Origin of the sequence: Hymenobacter wooponensis (assembly GCF_004745865.1) — a bacterium.
Taxonomy (GTDB): domain Bacteria; phylum Bacteroidota; class Bacteroidia; order Cytophagales; family Hymenobacteraceae; genus Hymenobacter; species Hymenobacter wooponensis.
The window spans coordinates 397,776-415,031 of record NZ_SRKZ01000002.1 but is presented as its reverse complement, the minus strand read 5'-3'; the positions used below and the strand labels follow the sequence as shown (position 1 = coordinate 415,031).

General features: G+C 58.1%; 12 protein-coding genes. 5 read left to right on the top strand and 7 right to left on the bottom strand.

Annotated features, from left to right (window positions below; genetic code table 11):
- Nucleotides 1–69 precede the first annotated feature (69 nt).
- Nucleotides 70–3,525: a DUF7948 domain-containing protein gene (locus EU557_RS07970; RefSeq protein ID WP_167855125.1), complete on the bottom strand. Its 3,456-nt coding sequence runs from the start codon at nucleotides 3,523–3,525 to the stop codon at nucleotides 70–72.
- Nucleotides 3,526–3,694: 169 nt separating this feature from the next.
- Between EU557_RS07970 and EU557_RS07965 the strand changes: the two genes are divergently transcribed.
- The 3 genes from EU557_RS07965 to EU557_RS07955 all read left to right on the top strand — a co-directional run bounded on the left by EU557_RS07965 (nucleotide 3,695) and on the right by EU557_RS07955 (nucleotide 7,861).
- Nucleotides 3,695–4,819 carry an endonuclease/exonuclease/phosphatase family protein gene (locus EU557_RS07965; RefSeq protein ID WP_135529868.1) on the top strand — a complete coding sequence of 375 codons (1,125 nt, stop codon included), beginning with the start codon at nucleotides 3,695–3,697 and terminating at the stop codon, nucleotides 4,817–4,819.
- 302 nt (nucleotides 4,820–5,121) lie between these two features.
- A complete protein-coding gene (gene cysS / locus EU557_RS07960) occupies nucleotides 5,122–6,669 on the top strand; it encodes a cysteine--tRNA ligase (RefSeq protein WP_135529867.1) in 1,548 nt (515 codons plus the stop codon).
- A gap of 160 nt (nucleotides 6,670–6,829) precedes the next feature.
- Nucleotides 6,830–7,861, top strand: coding sequence for a M28 family peptidase (locus EU557_RS07955; protein ID WP_135529866.1), 1,032 nt, complete (start codon nucleotides 6,830–6,832; stop codon nucleotides 7,859–7,861).
- A gap of 76 nt (nucleotides 7,862–7,937) precedes the next feature.
- Here EU557_RS07955 and EU557_RS07950 read toward each other — a convergent pair whose 3' ends face one another.
- Nucleotides 7,938–8,459, bottom strand: a complete 522-nt coding sequence (locus EU557_RS07950; protein ID WP_135529865.1) for a GNAT family N-acetyltransferase — start codon at nucleotides 8,457–8,459, stop codon at nucleotides 7,938–7,940.
- Nucleotides 8,460–8,464: 5 nt separating this feature from the next.
- Nucleotides 8,465–9,370 carry a S66 peptidase family protein gene (locus EU557_RS07945; protein ID WP_135529864.1) on the bottom strand — a complete coding sequence of 302 codons (906 nt, stop codon included), beginning with the start codon at nucleotides 9,368–9,370 and terminating at the stop codon, nucleotides 8,465–8,467.
- Between the two features lie 127 nt (nucleotides 9,371–9,497).
- Between EU557_RS07945 and EU557_RS07940 the strand changes: the two genes are divergently transcribed.
- Complete coding sequence (locus EU557_RS07940; RefSeq protein WP_135529863.1) at nucleotides 9,498–10,718, top strand: alpha/beta hydrolase fold domain-containing protein; 1,221 nt, start codon at nucleotides 9,498–9,500, stop codon at nucleotides 10,716–10,718.
- A 347-nt stretch (nucleotides 10,719–11,065) separates the two neighbouring features.
- Nucleotides 11,066–12,298, top strand: coding sequence for an alpha/beta hydrolase (locus tag EU557_RS07935; protein WP_167855124.1), 1,233 nt, complete (start codon nucleotides 11,066–11,068; stop codon nucleotides 12,296–12,298).
- A gap of 12 nt (nucleotides 12,299–12,310) precedes the next feature.
- Here the strand turns inward: EU557_RS07935 and EU557_RS07930 are convergent, their stop codons facing one another.
- The 4 genes from EU557_RS07930 to EU557_RS07915 form a co-directional block, all read right to left on the bottom strand.
- Nucleotides 12,311–12,898 (bottom strand): HPP family protein, encoded by a 588-nt coding sequence (locus tag EU557_RS07930; RefSeq protein ID WP_135529861.1) that lies wholly within the window; start codon nucleotides 12,896–12,898, stop codon nucleotides 12,311–12,313.
- 163 nt (nucleotides 12,899–13,061) lie between these two features.
- On the bottom strand, nucleotides 13,062–14,339 hold the full coding sequence (locus EU557_RS07925) for a homoserine dehydrogenase (protein WP_135529860.1): 1,278 nt from the start codon (nucleotides 14,337–14,339) through the stop codon (nucleotides 13,062–13,064).
- Entirely contained in the window at nucleotides 14,305–15,366 is a 1,062-nt protein-coding gene (gene metX, locus EU557_RS07920; protein ID WP_135529859.1) for a homoserine O-acetyltransferase MetX, read from the bottom strand. The genes EU557_RS07925 and metX overlap by 35 nt, the downstream gene beginning before the upstream one ends.
- Before the next feature lie 258 nt (nucleotides 15,367–15,624).
- Entirely contained in the window at nucleotides 15,625–17,013 is a 1,389-nt protein-coding gene (locus EU557_RS07915) for an O-acetylhomoserine aminocarboxypropyltransferase/cysteine synthase family protein (protein WP_135529858.1), read from the bottom strand.
- Nucleotides 17,014–17,256 lie beyond the last annotated feature (243 nt).

The following is a 17,256-nucleotide window of genomic DNA, read 5'->3' as shown; positions in this document are numbered from 1 at the left end:
GGTGCAAAGATAGGATAAAAACTCGCCGTATGCAAGCCTAGGCCGCCAGCAACCTGCTGAGGGAGTGGCCTAGCGCTTTACCTGCACCCACCCTTTCGCGGAACGGCCCTCCGTATCGCGTAGGTGGTAATAGTACATTCCGTCGGGAAGGTTGTCGCCGCGCCAGTCGTTGCGGTAGTCTTCCGTTTCGTATACCTTGTTACCCCAGCGGGAGAATACGCGCAAGCTAGCCGGCTGGCAGCTGAAACGAGGCATAAACTTATCGTTCTTGTCGTCGTTGCCGGGCGTGATGATGTTCGGCACGAACACGTCGCCTACGACTACGGGCACGAAGCCCGTCTCGACGGTGCAGTTGGAGTAGCGGGCCACTAGCTTCACATTATACGTACCGGCGTGTTCGAAAACGTGACTGGGAGAGGCTTCCGAAGATTTGGGCGAGCCGTCGCCAAAGTCCCACTCGTAGGTGCCACCGGCTAGCACTGGCTCAAATTGGCAAGTAAAAGGTGCTAGGCCAGTGTACTGCGGAGCGGTGGAGCAAGCGGGGACATTAAGCGGGAAATTGTTGGAAGGGGAGGGAGCGAGCACCACCTGACGCGTTGCTGAGTTTGGGCAGCCATCCAGCACATAGGTATAGGTCAGGGTGAGGATGGCACCTCGTAGTTTGGTATCGGGCGGAGTAAATAAGCCGCTTGGTGTGACTCCCGGGCCGCTCCAAGTGCCGCCAGCCGGGCTAGCTCCGAGCAGCTGTATCGCCTGAGTTTCGTACGAACACATGGTCAAAGCGGGGCCAGCACTGACTTGTGGTAAAGGTTTTACCACTACTTGCCGAGTGGCTACGCCGCAACCCAGCGTATCAGGCATTGTGTAAGTAATAGTATGCGTACCAGCACCTGCTTTCTTGGGGTCGAACAAATTCGCACCGCCTGTTATACCTGGGCCACTCCAGGTGCCCCCTGTGAGAGCAGCTTGGAGAGTGAGATTGTTGCCATTAACGCATACTGAAGGTACCGCATTGATGCTTATCGTTACATCGGGAACTACCGTGATGCGTAATGGACGCTTGCTAACGCAAATGCCAGTGGTGGCTATAGAATACGTGAGAATATTGCGGCCAACTAAGGCCGCCGTGGGAGTAAAGCGGTAACCAGTGGTAGCATTGCCTGATACGCCAGGGCCAGTCCAGGTGCCACCGGCTGGGGTGCCACCCAAGGCAATGGGGGCACCGCTGGCGCATACGTAGCGAGCCACGCCAGGGTCGGCCACCACCATTCCGAAGTCCATCTTGAAAGCGGCGTTGTTACAATTCCGGTTGCCGTTGCGCGTATTAAAATAGGAAGCGGTAGACGGGATGGGGAAACCCTGCGTGCCACCACAGCCGCCGCATACAGCTTGGTACACCATACCGCGCTTATCGAAACGGGAAGTGCCACCATCTACGTGCTCGCCGGAGCCCCCATTTTCTCCAAAGAAGGTAGCGTACTCCAGGTTAGCCATGCCTGGCGTGAATTGGGCCAGGTAAAAGTCAGAACCGTCGGTGGAGGTTTGCACGGCACCGCTGGTAACGGGTAGGCCTGCTGTGGAAGAGCTCCCGAAGCCGTAGCCGGCATTTGTGCGGCCGCCCCAGCCGCACACGTAGATTCTTTCGCAGTCATCGACCAGAAACGCGGTGGGAGAGAGGTCGTAGGCCGCACGGCCCGTGCCAAATACGGTGGAGTAAGCGGTTTGGCTCAGCGTAGGGTCGAGCTTATGAATGAATTGGTGGCTGTTGGCCCGCACGTAGCGACCAGCAGTAACGGGGTAGCTGCCGGAGCTCTGGCCAAGCAAGTACACATTATCATCCGCATCAAGCTGGGCAAAGTAGGCCTGGTCATCGCCCGAGGTCCCGATATAGGTAGATTGGCTGATAACGTTACCTGCCGGAGCAATGCGCACCACGAAGCCATTAACACCGGAAGGAGCCGTAGTAATCAGGCTGCCATCGGTCACTGGGAAGTTGCGGCTAGTAGTACCGCCGGCTACTACAATGGAGCGGCCCGCGCCCAGCTGAATAGAATAGGCTGCCTCTGCGCCGGAGCCACCCAGGTAGCTGCTCCACAGTAGCGTGGCCAGGTTTGACGTAAGCTTACACACTACCGCATTTGCGCCAGTCGGAGCCGATGCACCAAACCCATTGCGAGTGGGGAAGTTGGTACTGAAGGTGGTGGAGGCGATATAAACATTGTTATCTGCATCCGTAATGATGTCACCACGAAACTGGTCGCCGTAGTTATTCAGTAGAGCTTCAGACATGTTAAGCCCGTCGTTGCCGCTGCCACCTAGGTAGGTGGAGGAAACCAAAGAGCCACCATTGGCGCTGAGCGTAGTGATAACTAAGTCAGAGCCGTTGGCATAGCCCATGGGCGCGTTGTTGCCTTCAAACAGAGGGTCAGCATACTGACCTCCATTGTAGGTGCGGGAAAGAGCCTGCGCCGTAACGGGGTAGTTGCGTGAGCTGGTAGTGCCCAGAATTACCAACTCATTACGGCTGTTGACTACCAGACTATGCGGAACATCTACTTCGTTGCCGCCTAAGTATGTAGCGTAGAGTCGGGCAGCCGACCCTTTAACAGTTGTGTTGTACTTCAGAATGGCAATGTCGGCGGCGCCCGCATAAGTAGTTTGTGCGGCACCGGTAGAGGTTGGAAACCCAACCCCGAAGGCGATGCCACCCGAGTACATGTTGCCCTGGGCATCGTATGTGGCGGTGAACCCCCAGTTGTCAGCCGTGGAGCCAGTGAATGACGAAAAAACGACTGTTGGGTCGATGACGAGGGGCCGCTTTCGGTCATACTGGCCTAGACGGAAGGAAAGCACGTTGTTCTGAAGCTGAAAGGCACATTCTACCGGCTCTTGCTCCCCACTGGGGCTCGTTTGCCAGGCTTTAGGAGCCTGCTCCAGTACGTCGCCCACTGAGGTATGAATTTGTAGGCCACCTTCCGGCGTCAGGCGCACGGTTTCGGCGCCCTGGTAGCGGAGGCGGATGGCTTCGGGTTTGGCCCCGGCGCGCACAGTGAAGTCGTACTCTAGGGTTTGGGCTGCGTTTTCGTATAAGCGCACGTCAATGCCTGGGTATACTTCCTTGTATCGTGCTTGCCGAAAGCTACCTACCTGGCTAGCCCACTTGCTGGGGTCCTTGCCGAGGAAATAGTTGCGCACTTCTGAGGTGGCTTCTTCTCCCTGAAGGAGGGCGCGGGAGTTGCCGCCTTCGAAGTTTACGCGGTAGGCATGGGTGCGCACCTGGCCTTTGGCCGTAGCAGAAGTAGCCTTATGGTCGTGGTAGGCGCGCAGGGCGGCGGGGTCGGCGAAAGCGTAGGTGAAGCCTGTGGCAGTGAGGAACAGCCGCCCAGACGGCAACTCGGCCATGAAGCGAGCTTGCGCATCCCACTGGCCTTTGTTTTCCACAAATTCAAGGCTGCGGGGCAAAGGCGCAGCCACCTTGCTTCGGGGAGCCGAGCCACTAATTGCGGGTAACGCGGGCAGGCTCAAGAGTAATGTAACTAAATAAAAACGCAGTGTAGAAAGCACCATCAGCACAGTTGTCTAATAAGGGAGTGAAAGATACAACCAAACTAGGCTAACCTGCGTAGGGGCCGGCTTCGTAGCTCGGAACTTTTACCTTTGCCTCTAGGCCTATTTCCACGGAATTAACTTGTCAGTGCGTCGTTCATTTGCTTTTAAGTGCACTCTACTGGTAATCGGGTGGTTGCTGGCCGCCATTGCCTGCGTGCAGATTCCGGCTTACACCTTCTGGCCCGCATCTTTCGTGGCTCTCACCCTGCCCGTTGCGTTGGTGCTCAACCTGATGCTGGCCTTCTACTGGCTGCTGCGCGATTGGCGGGTAGCCGCGCTGCCGTTAGTAGTGGCCTTTCTCACGTGGCCGCATTTTCAGCGGGGGCTGGCGCTGCACCCTTTGCGCATTGCCACTGCCGCCGAGAAGCCAGGCCAGGTGGTGCGGGTGCAGTCCTCGAATGTGCGCATATTTAATGTGTACCCGCAATTGCGGGATGCTCAGAGCAACTCCTCGCGGCAGATGGTAAAGTTTCTGGCCGAAAACCCCGCCGACGTGCTCTGCCTACAGGAGTTCTACAACGAGCCTGCTGGCCACCGTTGGCAGGATGGGAGCTTGTTTCGGACAGTTGATAAAATTGGCCGGGATGCGGGCCGGGAATGCTTCTTATCCAAAACACTCACTAATAGTGCCGGTGCAGAGTTTGGCATGGCGATTTTCTCGCGCTTCCCGATCGTCAATCGGGGCACGATTAAGTTCGGGAAGCTGACCCAGAACCACGCCATGTGGGTGGACCTGCGACTACCGTCTGCTGACACGATTCGGGTGTACAACTTCCACCTCCAGAGCATGAGCATGGATGAGCAGGATATTGTGGATAGCTACTCTAGCAAAGCCGGACTCCGGCGGAAGGGCCTAGGCCTCATGCGCCGCTTCAAGCGCGGAATGGTGGCTCGTAATATTCAGATCGATACGTTGATTAACCGAGTTGAGCGCTGCCGGTATCCTATGCTGCTCTGCGCCGACCTCAACGACTTGCCCTACAGCTACAGCTACGATCAGTTAGCCGACCGTTTTCAGAATGCCTGGGCTACTGTGGGCAACGGCGTGGGCAGCACCTACAATGGCAAACTGCCTTTTGTGCGCATTGATAATCAGTTTGCCAGCCCTGAGTTTACGGTCGATGATTTCTGGGTAAACTATGAGATTCCCTACTCTGACCACTTCCCCACCACCGCTATCTACCGGTTGGGAAAGCCAGAGATTAAGTAAGCCAGTTTAAAGGAGGTGATACTATTGTCTCCATTGCAGCACTCCGTTAGATATAACATGAGGAGTTTTGTGCTGGGTACTCGTACTCTTGTACTAGCAAAGGAACTTTATAGACTGCGCAATTAGGTTTTTGTGCCGCTTGATGAACCTTTTGTACTTAGTTACAGAAAATTTGGGTGGTTTTGCAGCCATTTCGGGCTGAAAAATGTTGTAGACGGCTTAACGACTGGCCTAGCGAGATTCGGTTACAAAATCTGCGCAATACGCTGAAGCCGTCTTAATCCGTGATACTTTTGTCTCCTATGCAGCACCCACTTTCGCTTTACAATACCCTCACCCGTCAGAAAGCCCCGTTTGAACCCCTCAACGCACCCTTTGTAGGGGTGTATTTGTGCGGGCCTACGGTGTACAATGAGGCCCACATTGGCAATGCCCGTGGACCAGTGGTGTTTGATGTGCTGACGCGGTATCTGCGCTTCTTGGGCTACACGGTGCGCTATGTGCGCAACATCACCGACGTAGGCCACCTGGAGGGCGACGCCGATGAAGGAGAAGATAAAATTGGGAAGATTGCCCGGGCCCGTAAGGTAGAGCCCATGCAGGTGGCAGAAAGCTATACCAACCTCTACCAAAACCACGTGGAAGCGCTGGGCTGCTTACCGCCCGATATTACCCCCCGCGCCAGCGGCCACATCATTGAGCAGATTCAGATGATTGAAGAAATCATTCAGAACGGGTTTGCCTACGAGGCTAATGGCTCGGTGTACTTTGATGTGCCCGCTTATAACGCCGCCGGCCGGGGCTACGGCAAGCTCTCCAACCGCGTGGTGGAAGAGCTGCTGGCCGGCTCCCGCGACAACCTTGCCGGCCAGGAGGAAAAGCGCAGCCCCCTGGATTTTGCCCTTTGGAAACGGGCTGATGAACGCCACATTATGCGCTGGCCCTCTCCCTGGAGCGACGGTTTCCCCGGCTGGCACCTAGAGTGCTCGGCTATGAGCCGCAAATACCTCGGCGACGAGTTTGACATTCACGGTGGTGGCCTAGACCTGATGTTCCCGCACCATGAGTGCGAAATTGCCCAGAGCCAGGCCTGCAACCACCCCACCAACGAGGCCCGGGTGTGGATGCACAACAACATGATTACGGTGAATGGCCAGAAGATGAGCAAATCGCTGGGCAACTTCATCACCATCAGTCAGCTGTTTGAGGGCACCAATATCACCCTGGCTCAGGCCTACTCACCCATGACGGCGCGGTTCTTCCTGCTCCAGGCCCACTACCGCAGCACCGTTGATATTACTGACGAAGGCTTGCAGGCGGCCCGCAAGGGCTACCGCAAGCTGATGAATGGCCTGCGCCTGCTCGACAAGCTCAACGAAGCCAGCCTCTCCCCGGAAGTAATCAAGAGCCGCACCGTAGAGCCCCTCACTGAAGGCCAGGCCCCCGATACAACCAAGGGCGACACGGAACTGCGTAAGCTGGTAGCCGACTGCTTCGCGGGTTTGAACGATGACTTAAACACGGCTAAGGCTATTGCCAGCCTCTTTAATCTGCTGCGCAAGCTCAACGGCTTTTTCGCTAACCTAGCCACACTGGCTACAGTAAGCGCTGCTGCGCTGCAGGAAGCCACTGAGGCTTACCAGGCGCTGGTAGTAGATATTCTAGGCCTGGTAGATGAGCCACGCGCGAAAGCCGAGGACCTGCTGCGTCTGACGCTGGAATTCTACCACGAAGCCAAAGTCACGAAAGCCTACGACAAGGTCGACCAGATTCGGGCCGCGCTCAAGGAGCAAGGCATTGTAGTAAAGGACACCAAAGCCGGCATCGACTGGGCATATAGCGAGGAGTAGAGAGCACGCAAGTGTCCTTCCGCACATCAACTACCTTGTAGCCCGAAGCTCCAGCTTTGGGCCTCGTTGAACGAGCAGCAATGCGCCGGCGCAACGAGCACCGTTCAACGTCAGCCACGAGAGCGAAGCTGGAGCTTCGCACCTTACTTGCTTCTCCCTCATGAATCTTACTCGTCTTGCTCCCGCCGCTCTGGCCTCGTTGCTGCTGCTTACCGCTTGCCCGGAGAAGAAAAGCACCACCGAAACCCCTGCCACCACGGAGCAGCCCAGCACGCCCAAAGCACCCGCCTTCAACCCCGATTCGGCCTACGCCTTCACAGCTAAGCAAGTCGCGTTTGGGCCGCGCGTGCCCAACAGCACAGCCCACGTAAAAGCCGGCGACTGGATTGTGCAGAAGTTTAAGGCGCTAGGCCTCTCGGTGAAGGAGCAGCCCTTCACGGCTATGGCCTTTGATGGCAAGATGCTACGTTCCCGTAACATTGTGGCCCAGTATCAGCCTCAGGCCGCTCGGCGCATTGCCATTTTCACGCACTGGGATACCCGCCCCTTCGCCGACAAAGACAAGACCAAAAAGAACGCTCCGCTTGATGGGGCCTCAGATGGGGCCAGCGGCGTGGGCATTGCTCTGGAAATGGCCCGTGTACTGGCCGCTCAGAAGGATAGCTTGGCCCCTGGCGTAGGGGTAGACTTCATTCTCTTCGACTCCGAAGATTACGGCTACGACAGCAGCACCCAAGGTGAGAAGGAGAACCTGCTAGCCCGGCAAGAAGCTAACGGTCAGTCGAGCTGGTGCTTGGGCTCACAATACTGGGCCAAGAACATGCTACCCGTGGGCTACAAGCCCAGCTATGGCATCTTACTAGACATGGTTGGCGCCAAAGACGCCAAGTTCAGCCGCGAAGAACTCTCCCGCCAGCAAGCCCGCGACGTGGTGGATAAAGTGTGGAACACGGCCTCTCAGCTGGGCTTCTCTGACTTCTTCCTCTTCAACGATAGCTACGGCATCACCGATGACCACGTTTACACCAACCAGGCGGGAGTGCGCACCATCGATATCATCGACCACGTGCCGGTCGGCGACGAATACTTCCCCGCCTATCACCACACCACTCAGGACAACATGAGCATCATCGACAAGCGGACGCTCAAAGCCGTAGGCCAGACGGTGCTTACTACTATTTACGGCGAGTAGACCTAACTAGAGAAAAATAAAAAGCCCCAGCAGCAAAAGTTGCCGGGGCTTTTTGAGTGCGTAGCTAGAACTTAGATTAGACCAGTAATTTATAATACACCACCGTAGCCTCTAGCTCCCCACTGGGCACGCGAGCAAAAGCAGGAATGGCACCCACTGCAGTATAGCCGAGCTCTTGATAGAGAAGTTCCGATGGGGCACCTTGTAGCGTGTCCAGAACCAGAGTGGTGCGCTGGTGGAAGCGAGCTTCACGTTCTACTTCCTGCATAAGTCTTCGGCCGAACCCTTGCCGGTACACCATACTATTCACGAGTAGTTTAGCTACTTCAGCGCGGTGCAGGCCATTACTTTTCGTAGCCAAGTGAAGCTGAACGGTACCCAACAATTCGCTATCCTCTTCTGCAACCAATAATATAGTGTGCCCTGCTGGCAACGCAGCCTCTATGGTATCCCAATATGCCTGCGCTTCCTTGGTGGTTAGCGGCGGCAGGAAACCTACAGAGGCACCAGAGTCAACAGCATCCTGCAATAGCTCAATTAGACCTTCTCTATACTTCGAGAACTCAGGTGCTGAGACGCGACGAATGATGATAGACATAAGGGTTAGGAATAAGTGAGGCGGGCGCCGGCCGCATCTACGGTGAGGCGGGCTTCGCGGCCGCAGATCAGGGCCATGTTCTGGGGCTCGTGGCCTACGGGGAAACCGTGGGCGACGGGGAAGCCATACTTGCCGGCGTAGTGGTCAATGATTTCGTTGGGCGTCTGGCCGTAGGGTACGGTGTTGTCCTGGGGGTTGGAGAAGTGGCCTACGAGCAAGCCAGCCAGGTGCTGGAGCTTGCCGGTGCGGTCGAGGTGCACCAGCATCCTATCAATGGCATAGAGGTACTCGTCGATGTCTTCCAGGAAAAGAATGCGACCAGCGGTGGGGCAGTCGGAGCGGGTGCCGGTGAGGGTTTGGAGCAGGCTCAGGTTGCCGCCCGTTAGCTCGCCCGTGGCGGTACCGAAGCGGTTGAGCGGGTGCGCCGGAACGGTGTAGGCCACTGCCTCCCCGAACAACGCCCGCCGCAGGCTCTCCAATGATTCTTCGCCCGCCTCCTGATGGAACAGCATGGGCATCACGCCGTGGATGCTTTGGTGGCCTAGCGCCAGCAAATGGCTGTTGAGGGCCGTAATATCGGAGAAGCCGGCCACCCATTTCGGGTCCTGGGCAAAGCGGGAAAAGTCAATGCTGTCGATGATGCGCGTGGTGCCGTAGCCCCCGCGGGCCGACAGGATAGCTCGGATGCTGGGGTCGTCGAGTTGGCGTTGCAGGTCGCGGGCACGTACTTCATCGGAGCCGCCAAATTGATGGTGGGCGGTGGTGGTGCTCTCACCCAGTACTACCTCCAGGCCCCAGCTTTGCAGGGTGGTAACGGCCGCGGCCAGCTCTTCGGGCGAGGCTTTTCGGGCAGTACAAACGATGGCTACTTTATCGCCAGAACGAAGGGGGCGCGGCGCAGTGGCTGCCATAGGTAGAGAAGTAAAAAGCTTGTGGCAGACAAACCTACACAACCTCCACGGCAGATGCTATGTATAGGTATTTGTAAATATTGCAGCCGCGATTTTAGGATTGTTCTTTACTCAAGGGTTAGAAAATATGAAGCATTTCTTCTCGCTTATCCTCTGGCTGTCTATGGCGCTGGTAGCCCAGGCGCAAACCCGAATTGATACTACCGGCGGCCGGTATTACAAGCCCATCTTCAGCAACGTGTTGCGCACGACAACAGCCTATGGTGCCGCCGTAAACTACCTGGGCAATACGGCCTCGCTTAGCCTGGATTTGTATCAGCCGGAAGGAGACACCGTGAAGCGCCGGCCGCTATTGATATTCGCGCACGGTGGGGGCTTTGTTTCCGGTAATCGGACTGATCAGGACATCACGGAGCTGTGCAACCGGTTTGCCAAGATGGGGTATGTTACGGCCAGTATCGATTACCGCATCGTGTTTTTGCCCTTCGATACCATTAACCTAGGGCGAGCCGCCATTCGAGCGGCGCAGGATATGCGAGCCGCCGTGCGCTTCTTCCGCCAAGATGCCGCTACTGCCAAAGCCTACCGCATTCACCCCGACTTTATCTATGTCGGTGGTTCTTCGGCGGGGGCCGTTGCGGCGCTGGAAGCCGCTTACCTCGATAAGGATGCCGAAGTACCCGCCTACATAGGCCTAGCAGCTTTGGGCGGACTAGAAGGCGACAGTGGTAACCCCGGCTACTCTAGCAAAGTACGCGGAGCCCTCAACCTCAGCGGCGCCCTGGGCAGCCCCGCCTGGATAGAGGCTGGCGACGTACCCTTCGTGAGTATGCACGGCACCAACGATGCTGTTCTACCCTACGCGGGCGGCAAAGTGGGTAGTTTGCTACCGCCCCTAAAGGTATATGGTAGCGCGCCGCTGCACACGCGCGCCCTGGCCGTAGGCGTGCAAAATCCGTTTTACACCTTTAAAGGAGCCGGGCACGTGCCATTCTCCGGCACTACTGCCGCCCAGGTGGCCTACATGGATACCACCGTGCGTTTCGTGCGAGATTTCCTGCGCCCCTTGTTGCGTCAGCCCAGCACCGTTACGGTCAACAAAGCCAGCGCCAATGCGGCGCTTTTGCAGGCGTACCCAGTGCCCGCGTCCACTGCTGTGCGCCTAACTTGGCCTACCAGCACCGCCTTCCGACCCGCCACCGTTGAGCTACTAGACGCTACGGGCCGTGTGGTGCGGCGCATGCGCTGGGAGCAACCCGAGCTACTACTACCCCGCGAGAACCTCCGGGCGGGCACTTATATCATTCGCGCCGAAGGAATTGGTGCCCGTCGCGTAGTATTTGAGTAAGCTTCAGTAAAAGCAGTTGCATAGAAATATTATGCAGAGGCGCAATTGAGGCACCTCGAGTTCTAGTGCTGCTGTGGTAACCCCACCACAAAAGCACGTCATCCTGACGAAGGAAGGATCTTGTCACGTGAGCACGAGGCGCAAGGCCAGTCGTTCTATCCTGACAAGATCCTTCCTTCGTCAGGATGACGTACGATTTAGTGGGTAGCATCAATCCCAAGATTACACTTTGTAGGCCTATATGCTGGAAGTGGCACAGGAAATGTGGTCACCAATGGGCGGTGGCTTGCGCAGTATCTTTGCAGTGGGCGACGCGTGAGGACGAGCTACAAAACACGAATCTGGGCATGAAGTATTTCTGGTTGCTGGCCTTGCTAGCAACGCTGTTTCTGGCGCCGCTAACAGGGCGGGCGCAAATTGACACCACGCGCGGACGCTATTATCAGCCGCGCTTTCGGCAAGTGACGGTGCAGCGCGATGTGGAGTTTGCCCAGGCCACTACCTTCCTCGGTCGCACCCAAACGCTGTACATGGATGTGTACCAGCCCGCCGGTGATACCGTGCGGCGCCGCCCACTTATTGTGTTGGCCCACGAGGGCGGCTTCCTGACCGGGACCCGCGACGATGCCATCATGACGGCCCTCTGCACCCGGTTGGCTAAGCTAGGCTACGTTACGGCCAGCATCGATTACCGGCTCTATTTCTTCCCGTTTGACACCGTGGGTATTGGCCGGGCCGCCGTGCGAGCAACCCAGGACATGCGGGCGGCCATTCGCTTCTTCCGCCACGATGCCGCCACGGCCCGCAAATACCGGGTGCACCCGCAGTATATTTTCGTGGGCGGCAGCTCGGCCGGCGGCTTCATGTCTTTGCTCACAGCGTATATGGACAAGCCCGCAGAAGTGCCCGCCTACCTTGGCCTAGCCGACTTAGGTGGCCTAGAAGGCACCGGTGGCAACCCGCGCTACAGCAGCCGCCCTCGAGGGGTAGTAAATATGTGTGGAGCTCTAGCCGATTTGCGCTGGCTGCAACCCGGTGATGTGCCCGTGTGCAATATTCACGGCACCCGCGACGGTCTGATACCCTACAGCAAAGGGCACGTAGGCAGCCCCTTGCCGGCACAACGGGTGTACGGCGGTGGGGCCATCAGTGCCCGCGCTACAGCTGTGGGCGTGCCCAACGTACTGCGGCGCCTGCGTGGGGCCGGGCACGTGCCGTACTCCGTGGAGCCCGTGTATCTCGATACCGTGTTTACTACCGCCCGCGACTTCCTGCGCCCTTTACTAGGGGCCGGGGCACCGGGACCGTTGCTGGCCGCTGCCCTAAAGCCTCAGCCGCGGGCGGTGGCATTACTGGTTCCGCGCCGAGTGCTGTTGGTTAAACCACTTTCGCTGGAGAGTAGGCTGGTGCCAGTGGTTAGCATTCCTCAAGCAGCGGCCTCCGATAGTAGCCAGTTCGCCCCATCAAATTCAAACGAACAGCAATCGGCTAGGCCACCTGAGCCGAGCTTGCCGCCTACCAATCCCGCTTCTGAGCCAGTGCCGAACAACGCCCCGGCCTCTACCAGCAAGCCACGGTAGACCCCGCTAGGCTTATAGCTGATTGTAGCCCCGCTGCCATACTTTGTACCAGTACTTGTTGGCAGGGTAGCGCCGGGAAGACGTTACATTATTGAAAATAAGAGCCACGAGCAGCAGAATCACGGCGCCGGATAGCACTGGCATCAGTACATAATAGTAGCCTAGCGCCTTGATCTGCGACGAGCCCACGTTGGCAATAAGAGCGGTGGCGCCGCCCGGCGGATGAAGAGTCTTGGTCATTTGCATGCCAATGATGGACAGCGCCACGGCCAACGCCGATGCCAGCCACAACTCGCCGGGCACTAGCTTTTGCACCGTCACGCCAACCAGCGCACTTAGCACGTGGCCCCCAATAAGGTTGCGCGGTTGGGCCAGCGGGCTGTTGATAATGCCGTACACTAGTACTGAAGAAGCGCCGAATGAGCCAACTAACAGCAACGTATCATTCGGGCCCAGGTAGTGGCGGTTGAGTAACCCGATCAGGGCAATGCCAGCGAAGGAGCCCAGGAAGGTCCAGAAGTGCTCCTTAAAGTCGAAAAGGGTTTCTTGATATAGAATGTAACGCGCCTGCCGCGCGTGTTTCCGCAGTTTTTGTCGCATGCTAAGAAGTTGAACGTCTGGCAGCCCAGCCACTGGCCTACCAGATAGCACCAGCCTTCGGAGGCTCAAAATAGGGCCTCAAAGGTACTGTAAACCTAAAATCCCCTACTCAATAGGTATTGAGTAAGGGACTTCACTAGAAACTAGTAGCGGTAATCAAACACTACAACGACTCCTCTTCTACCACTGCCGCCACGGCCGTGCTGATGGGGCGCAGCTGCCCGGTGCGCACCACGAAGGCGCCATACTTGCGCAGCGTGTCGCGGTGGCGGATGAGGTTTTCCAGGGCCACGTAGCCCACCACGTACTCGTCCTCGTCGGCTTCTTCGGAAATCTCGCTGAAGTCGAGCAGGTCGATGAGGCGCTCCTCGTCGGTACGCAAATAGATTTCCACTTCCAGGTCGGAGGCATAGGCTGGTGCGCCCGCTGCGGCTTTGGGATACTGGTAGGCGAAGCCTTGGCGCAGCGCTGCCAGATCGGCGAGTACGGCTGAGCCGGTAGGGTGCCCGCCAGCCCCGCGGCCACGCAGGAACTGCTCGCCTGCAAAGTCGGCCTCAATTACTACGCCGTTAAACTCATGGTCAACGGAATACAGCGGCGACTCTGGGCCCACGAACTGCGGGGTTACTAGGGCCGTTACGCGGCCATCGGGGAGGCGCTGCAGGCCTGCCACCACTTTGATTTTCTGACCCTGAATAGCAGCAAAGGCAATATCCACGGCGCTGATGCCTTCAATGCCTAGGTTCAGGACCTGCTCCGGCTGCAGGAAAGCGCCGTAGGCATGCGCGGCCAGCAGCACGGCCTTAGAGCGCGGGTCAAACGCGCCCATATCCAACGATGGGTCGGTTTCGGCGAAGCCCTTGGCCTGGGCCTCCGCCAGCGCTGGGCCGTAATTGGAAGCCTCCTCGCCCATACGGGTGAGCACGTAGTTGGAGGAACCATTGAGAATGCCAGTCAGGCGGCGCAGGGGCTCGGCTCCGAAGTAGGCATCTAGCGTCCGAATAACCGGAATGCTGCCGCACACGGCCGCCTCATATAATAGAGTGCCCTGGCCTTCGCGCTGCAGCTGCACCAGTTCGGGAAGGTGGCGGGCCAGCATAGCTTTGTTGGCCGTAACTACCCGACGGCCGCGGCGCAAGGCGGCCGCTACGAGCCGGAACGCTTCGTCGGCGTCGTCAATTACTTCTACCAGCACATCCAGCGTGTCATCGGCCAGTAGGGCGTCGGCATCAAACTCAAACCGGTTAGCGGGTAAGGTCCGCTCCTTGGTTTGGTTTTTTACCACAATGCGGCTGATGTCGAAGCCCACTTCTGGCCGTTGCTGCAGGATATCATACAGGCCCTGGCCTACGCAGCCAAAACCAATCAGGCCCACGCGCCACGGCCGCGCAGCCGAGGGTAAAGTGCTAGACGGAGAGTTGGGGTGCAGGTTGGCTAACATAGGTTGGAGCGTAAAAGCGTTCTAAGAAGTGCGTGATCTGGGCGGTTTCAATCAGGAAGCCATCGTGGCCATACTGCGAGCCCATTTCCGCGTAGGTGGCGCCCTGAATGTGCCGGGCCAGCAGTTGCTGCTCGCTGGGCGGGAATAGCACGTCGGAGGTGATACCGATTACCAGTGTGCGCGCCCGAATGCGGCCGAGGGCGGCTTTTACCCCGCCGCGCCCCCGCCCCACGTTATGGGAGTCCATGGCTCTGGACAGAGTGACGTAGCTGTGGGCATTGAACCGCGCCACCAGCTTGTCGCCCTGGTAGCGCTGGTAGGAGCTGGCCCGAAAATCAGTGAGTACCGAGTCATCGGGCTCCGTCTGAGCTAGGCTGTAGGCCTCATAGCTGCGGTAGCTCAACAAGGCCACGGCCCGGGCGGCCCGTAGGCCAGCTGCGCCGCTGTTGGGCGTAGCGGAGGTGTAAGTAGGGTCAGCCAGAATGGCGAGGCGCTGGGCTTCGTTGAAGGCGATGCCCCAGGCAGAGTGCCGTGCGCTGGTAGCCAGCAGTACTAAGTTCTCACATAGTTCGGGCCGCTGAATGGCCCACTCCACCGCCTGTTGGCCGCCCAAAGAGCCCCCAATAAGCGTGTGAATGCGCGGCAGGGCCAAGTGTTCCCGCAGGGCTTCGTGCGCCGAAACCAAGTCGCGGATGGTCAGCAGGGGAAACTGCTGGTAGGCCACCTCTTCGGTTTCGGGGTTAGGCGTGAGGGGGCCAGTGCTGCCGTAGCAGGAGCCCAAAATGTTGGCGCAGACAATAAACCAGTCGGCCGGGTCAAAATGCGTGTCTTCCCCGAACAACCCCGGCCACCAGCTCAGCACATCGGCGTTGGCCGTGAGGGCATGGCACACCCACACCACGTTGTCGCGGGAGGCATTCAGCCGCCCGTACGTGTGGTAGGCCACTTCCACGTGCGGGAGCACGGTGCCGCTTTCCAGCCGCAGTGGCCTAGGTAGCCGGAAAATGTGTTGGTCGAAATCTGACATACTATTAAAAGCAAAAAAGTCTAGGCTAGAAGCTCTACTCAGTACACAAGGAGGGGAGCTAGTTCTAGCGTTTCCAAAGCCCGCGGGCTGAGCCAGTAGACGCTCTGGCTCAGCCCCGGCTATGGACGGACAGCTGATTTCAACGGATTCCTCTCTCACAAAAAAGCCGTTGGGCTGCCCGCAGTACGCCCGCTGAAGGTCAAGTTCTGGCTGTCATCCCACGAAGCGACAGGCAGCTGCTCAACCCCTCTCTTGGTTTTAGACCTCCAGCGTAGCGGCGTGCTCGGGTTCCGGCTCGGGCAGCAGTGTGCTGCCGTTGGAGCTGGCTTGTAGCGGAGCGGCGTTGCGCACGGCCTCAAAGGCTTGCTGCAAGTCGGCCCGGATATCTTCAAAGTGCTCAATGCCCACCGACAGGCGCAGCAGTGTAGGCGTTACGCCCGCCGATAGCTGCTCCTGCTCGGAAAGCTGCTGGTGCGTGGTGGCCGAAGGCTGGATGATGAGCGTTTTGGCGTCGCCCACGTTGGCTAGGTGGCTGATGAGCTTCAGGTTGTTGATGAACTCGGTAGCGGTTTCCTTGCTGCCTTTGATAGCGAAGGTGAGCACGCCGCCGTAGCCGCGCTTCAGGTATTTCTGGGCCAGTTTATTATAAGGGCTGCTGGCTAGGCCAGGGTAATTCACGGCCTCTACCTGCGGGTGCTGCTCCAGCCAAGTGGCCACGCGCAGGGCGTTTTCTACGGTGCGCTCTACACGCAGGCTCAGCGTTTCGAGGCCCTGAATCAGCAGGAAGGAGTTGAAGGGGCTCTGCGAAGGACCAAAGTCGCGCAGACCTTCCACGCGGGCCCGGATGATGAAGGCGATGTTGCCGAAGGGGCCATTCTTACCGAATACATCATTGAACACCAGGCCGTGGTACCCTTCGGATGGCTCCGTAAACTGCGGATACTTGCCGTTGCCGAAGTCGTACTTGCCGCCATCCACAATCACGCCCCCAATGCTGGTGCCGTGGCCGCCAATCCATTTCGTAGCCGACTCCACCACAATGTGGGCGCCGTGCTCCAGGGGACGGAACAGGTAGCCACCCGCGCCAAACGTGTTATCTACGATGAGCGGCAGGTCGTGCTTGTCGGCAATGGCCGCAATACGCTCGAAATCGGGAATGCTGAAGCTCGGGTTGCCGATGGTTTCCAGATAGATAGCCTTGGTGTTCTCGTCAATCAACTCCTCAAACTTCTCTGGCTGGTCGCCGTCGGCAAAGCGCACTTCGATGCCCAGGCGCTTAAACGCCACCTTAAACTGGTTGTAGGTGCCGCCATAGAGGTGCGAAGTCGAGACAAAGTTGTCGCCGGCCTGTAGGATGTTGTTGAGGGCAATGAACTGCGCCGCCTGCCCCGAGGACACGGCCAGCGCCGCCACACCGCCTTCGAGGGCGGCAATGCGCTGCTCAAACACGTCGGTAGTGGGGTTCATCAGGCGAGTATAGATGTTGCCGAACTCCTTCAGGGCAAACAGATTGGCGCCATGCTCCGCATTCTTGAAAACGTAGGAAGTGGTCTGGTACAGCGGCACGGCGCGGGCACCGGTTACGGGGTCGGGCTGCTGGCCGGCGTGGAGTTGAAGCGTCTCGAAGTGGAAGTTGGGCGTTGACATGACAGTTTGGTCTGTAAGGAGTTGGGGTAGGAAGAGAAAGCAAATGCTCAGTGAAGGGGCCACGACGAGGCGTAGCAGCAACCGCTCAGAACGCGCCAAACACGGCGGCTAGGATGCGGCGGGGCCCGGCAAGGTGGCCTAGGCGGCGCATCCAAGTGGGGCAACAGCAGGAAGAGGAGGAAGGGGGCGTTGCGGAGTCGGCCTACGGGCGACTAGCTACAGCAACAACAGGCGCTGCAACAG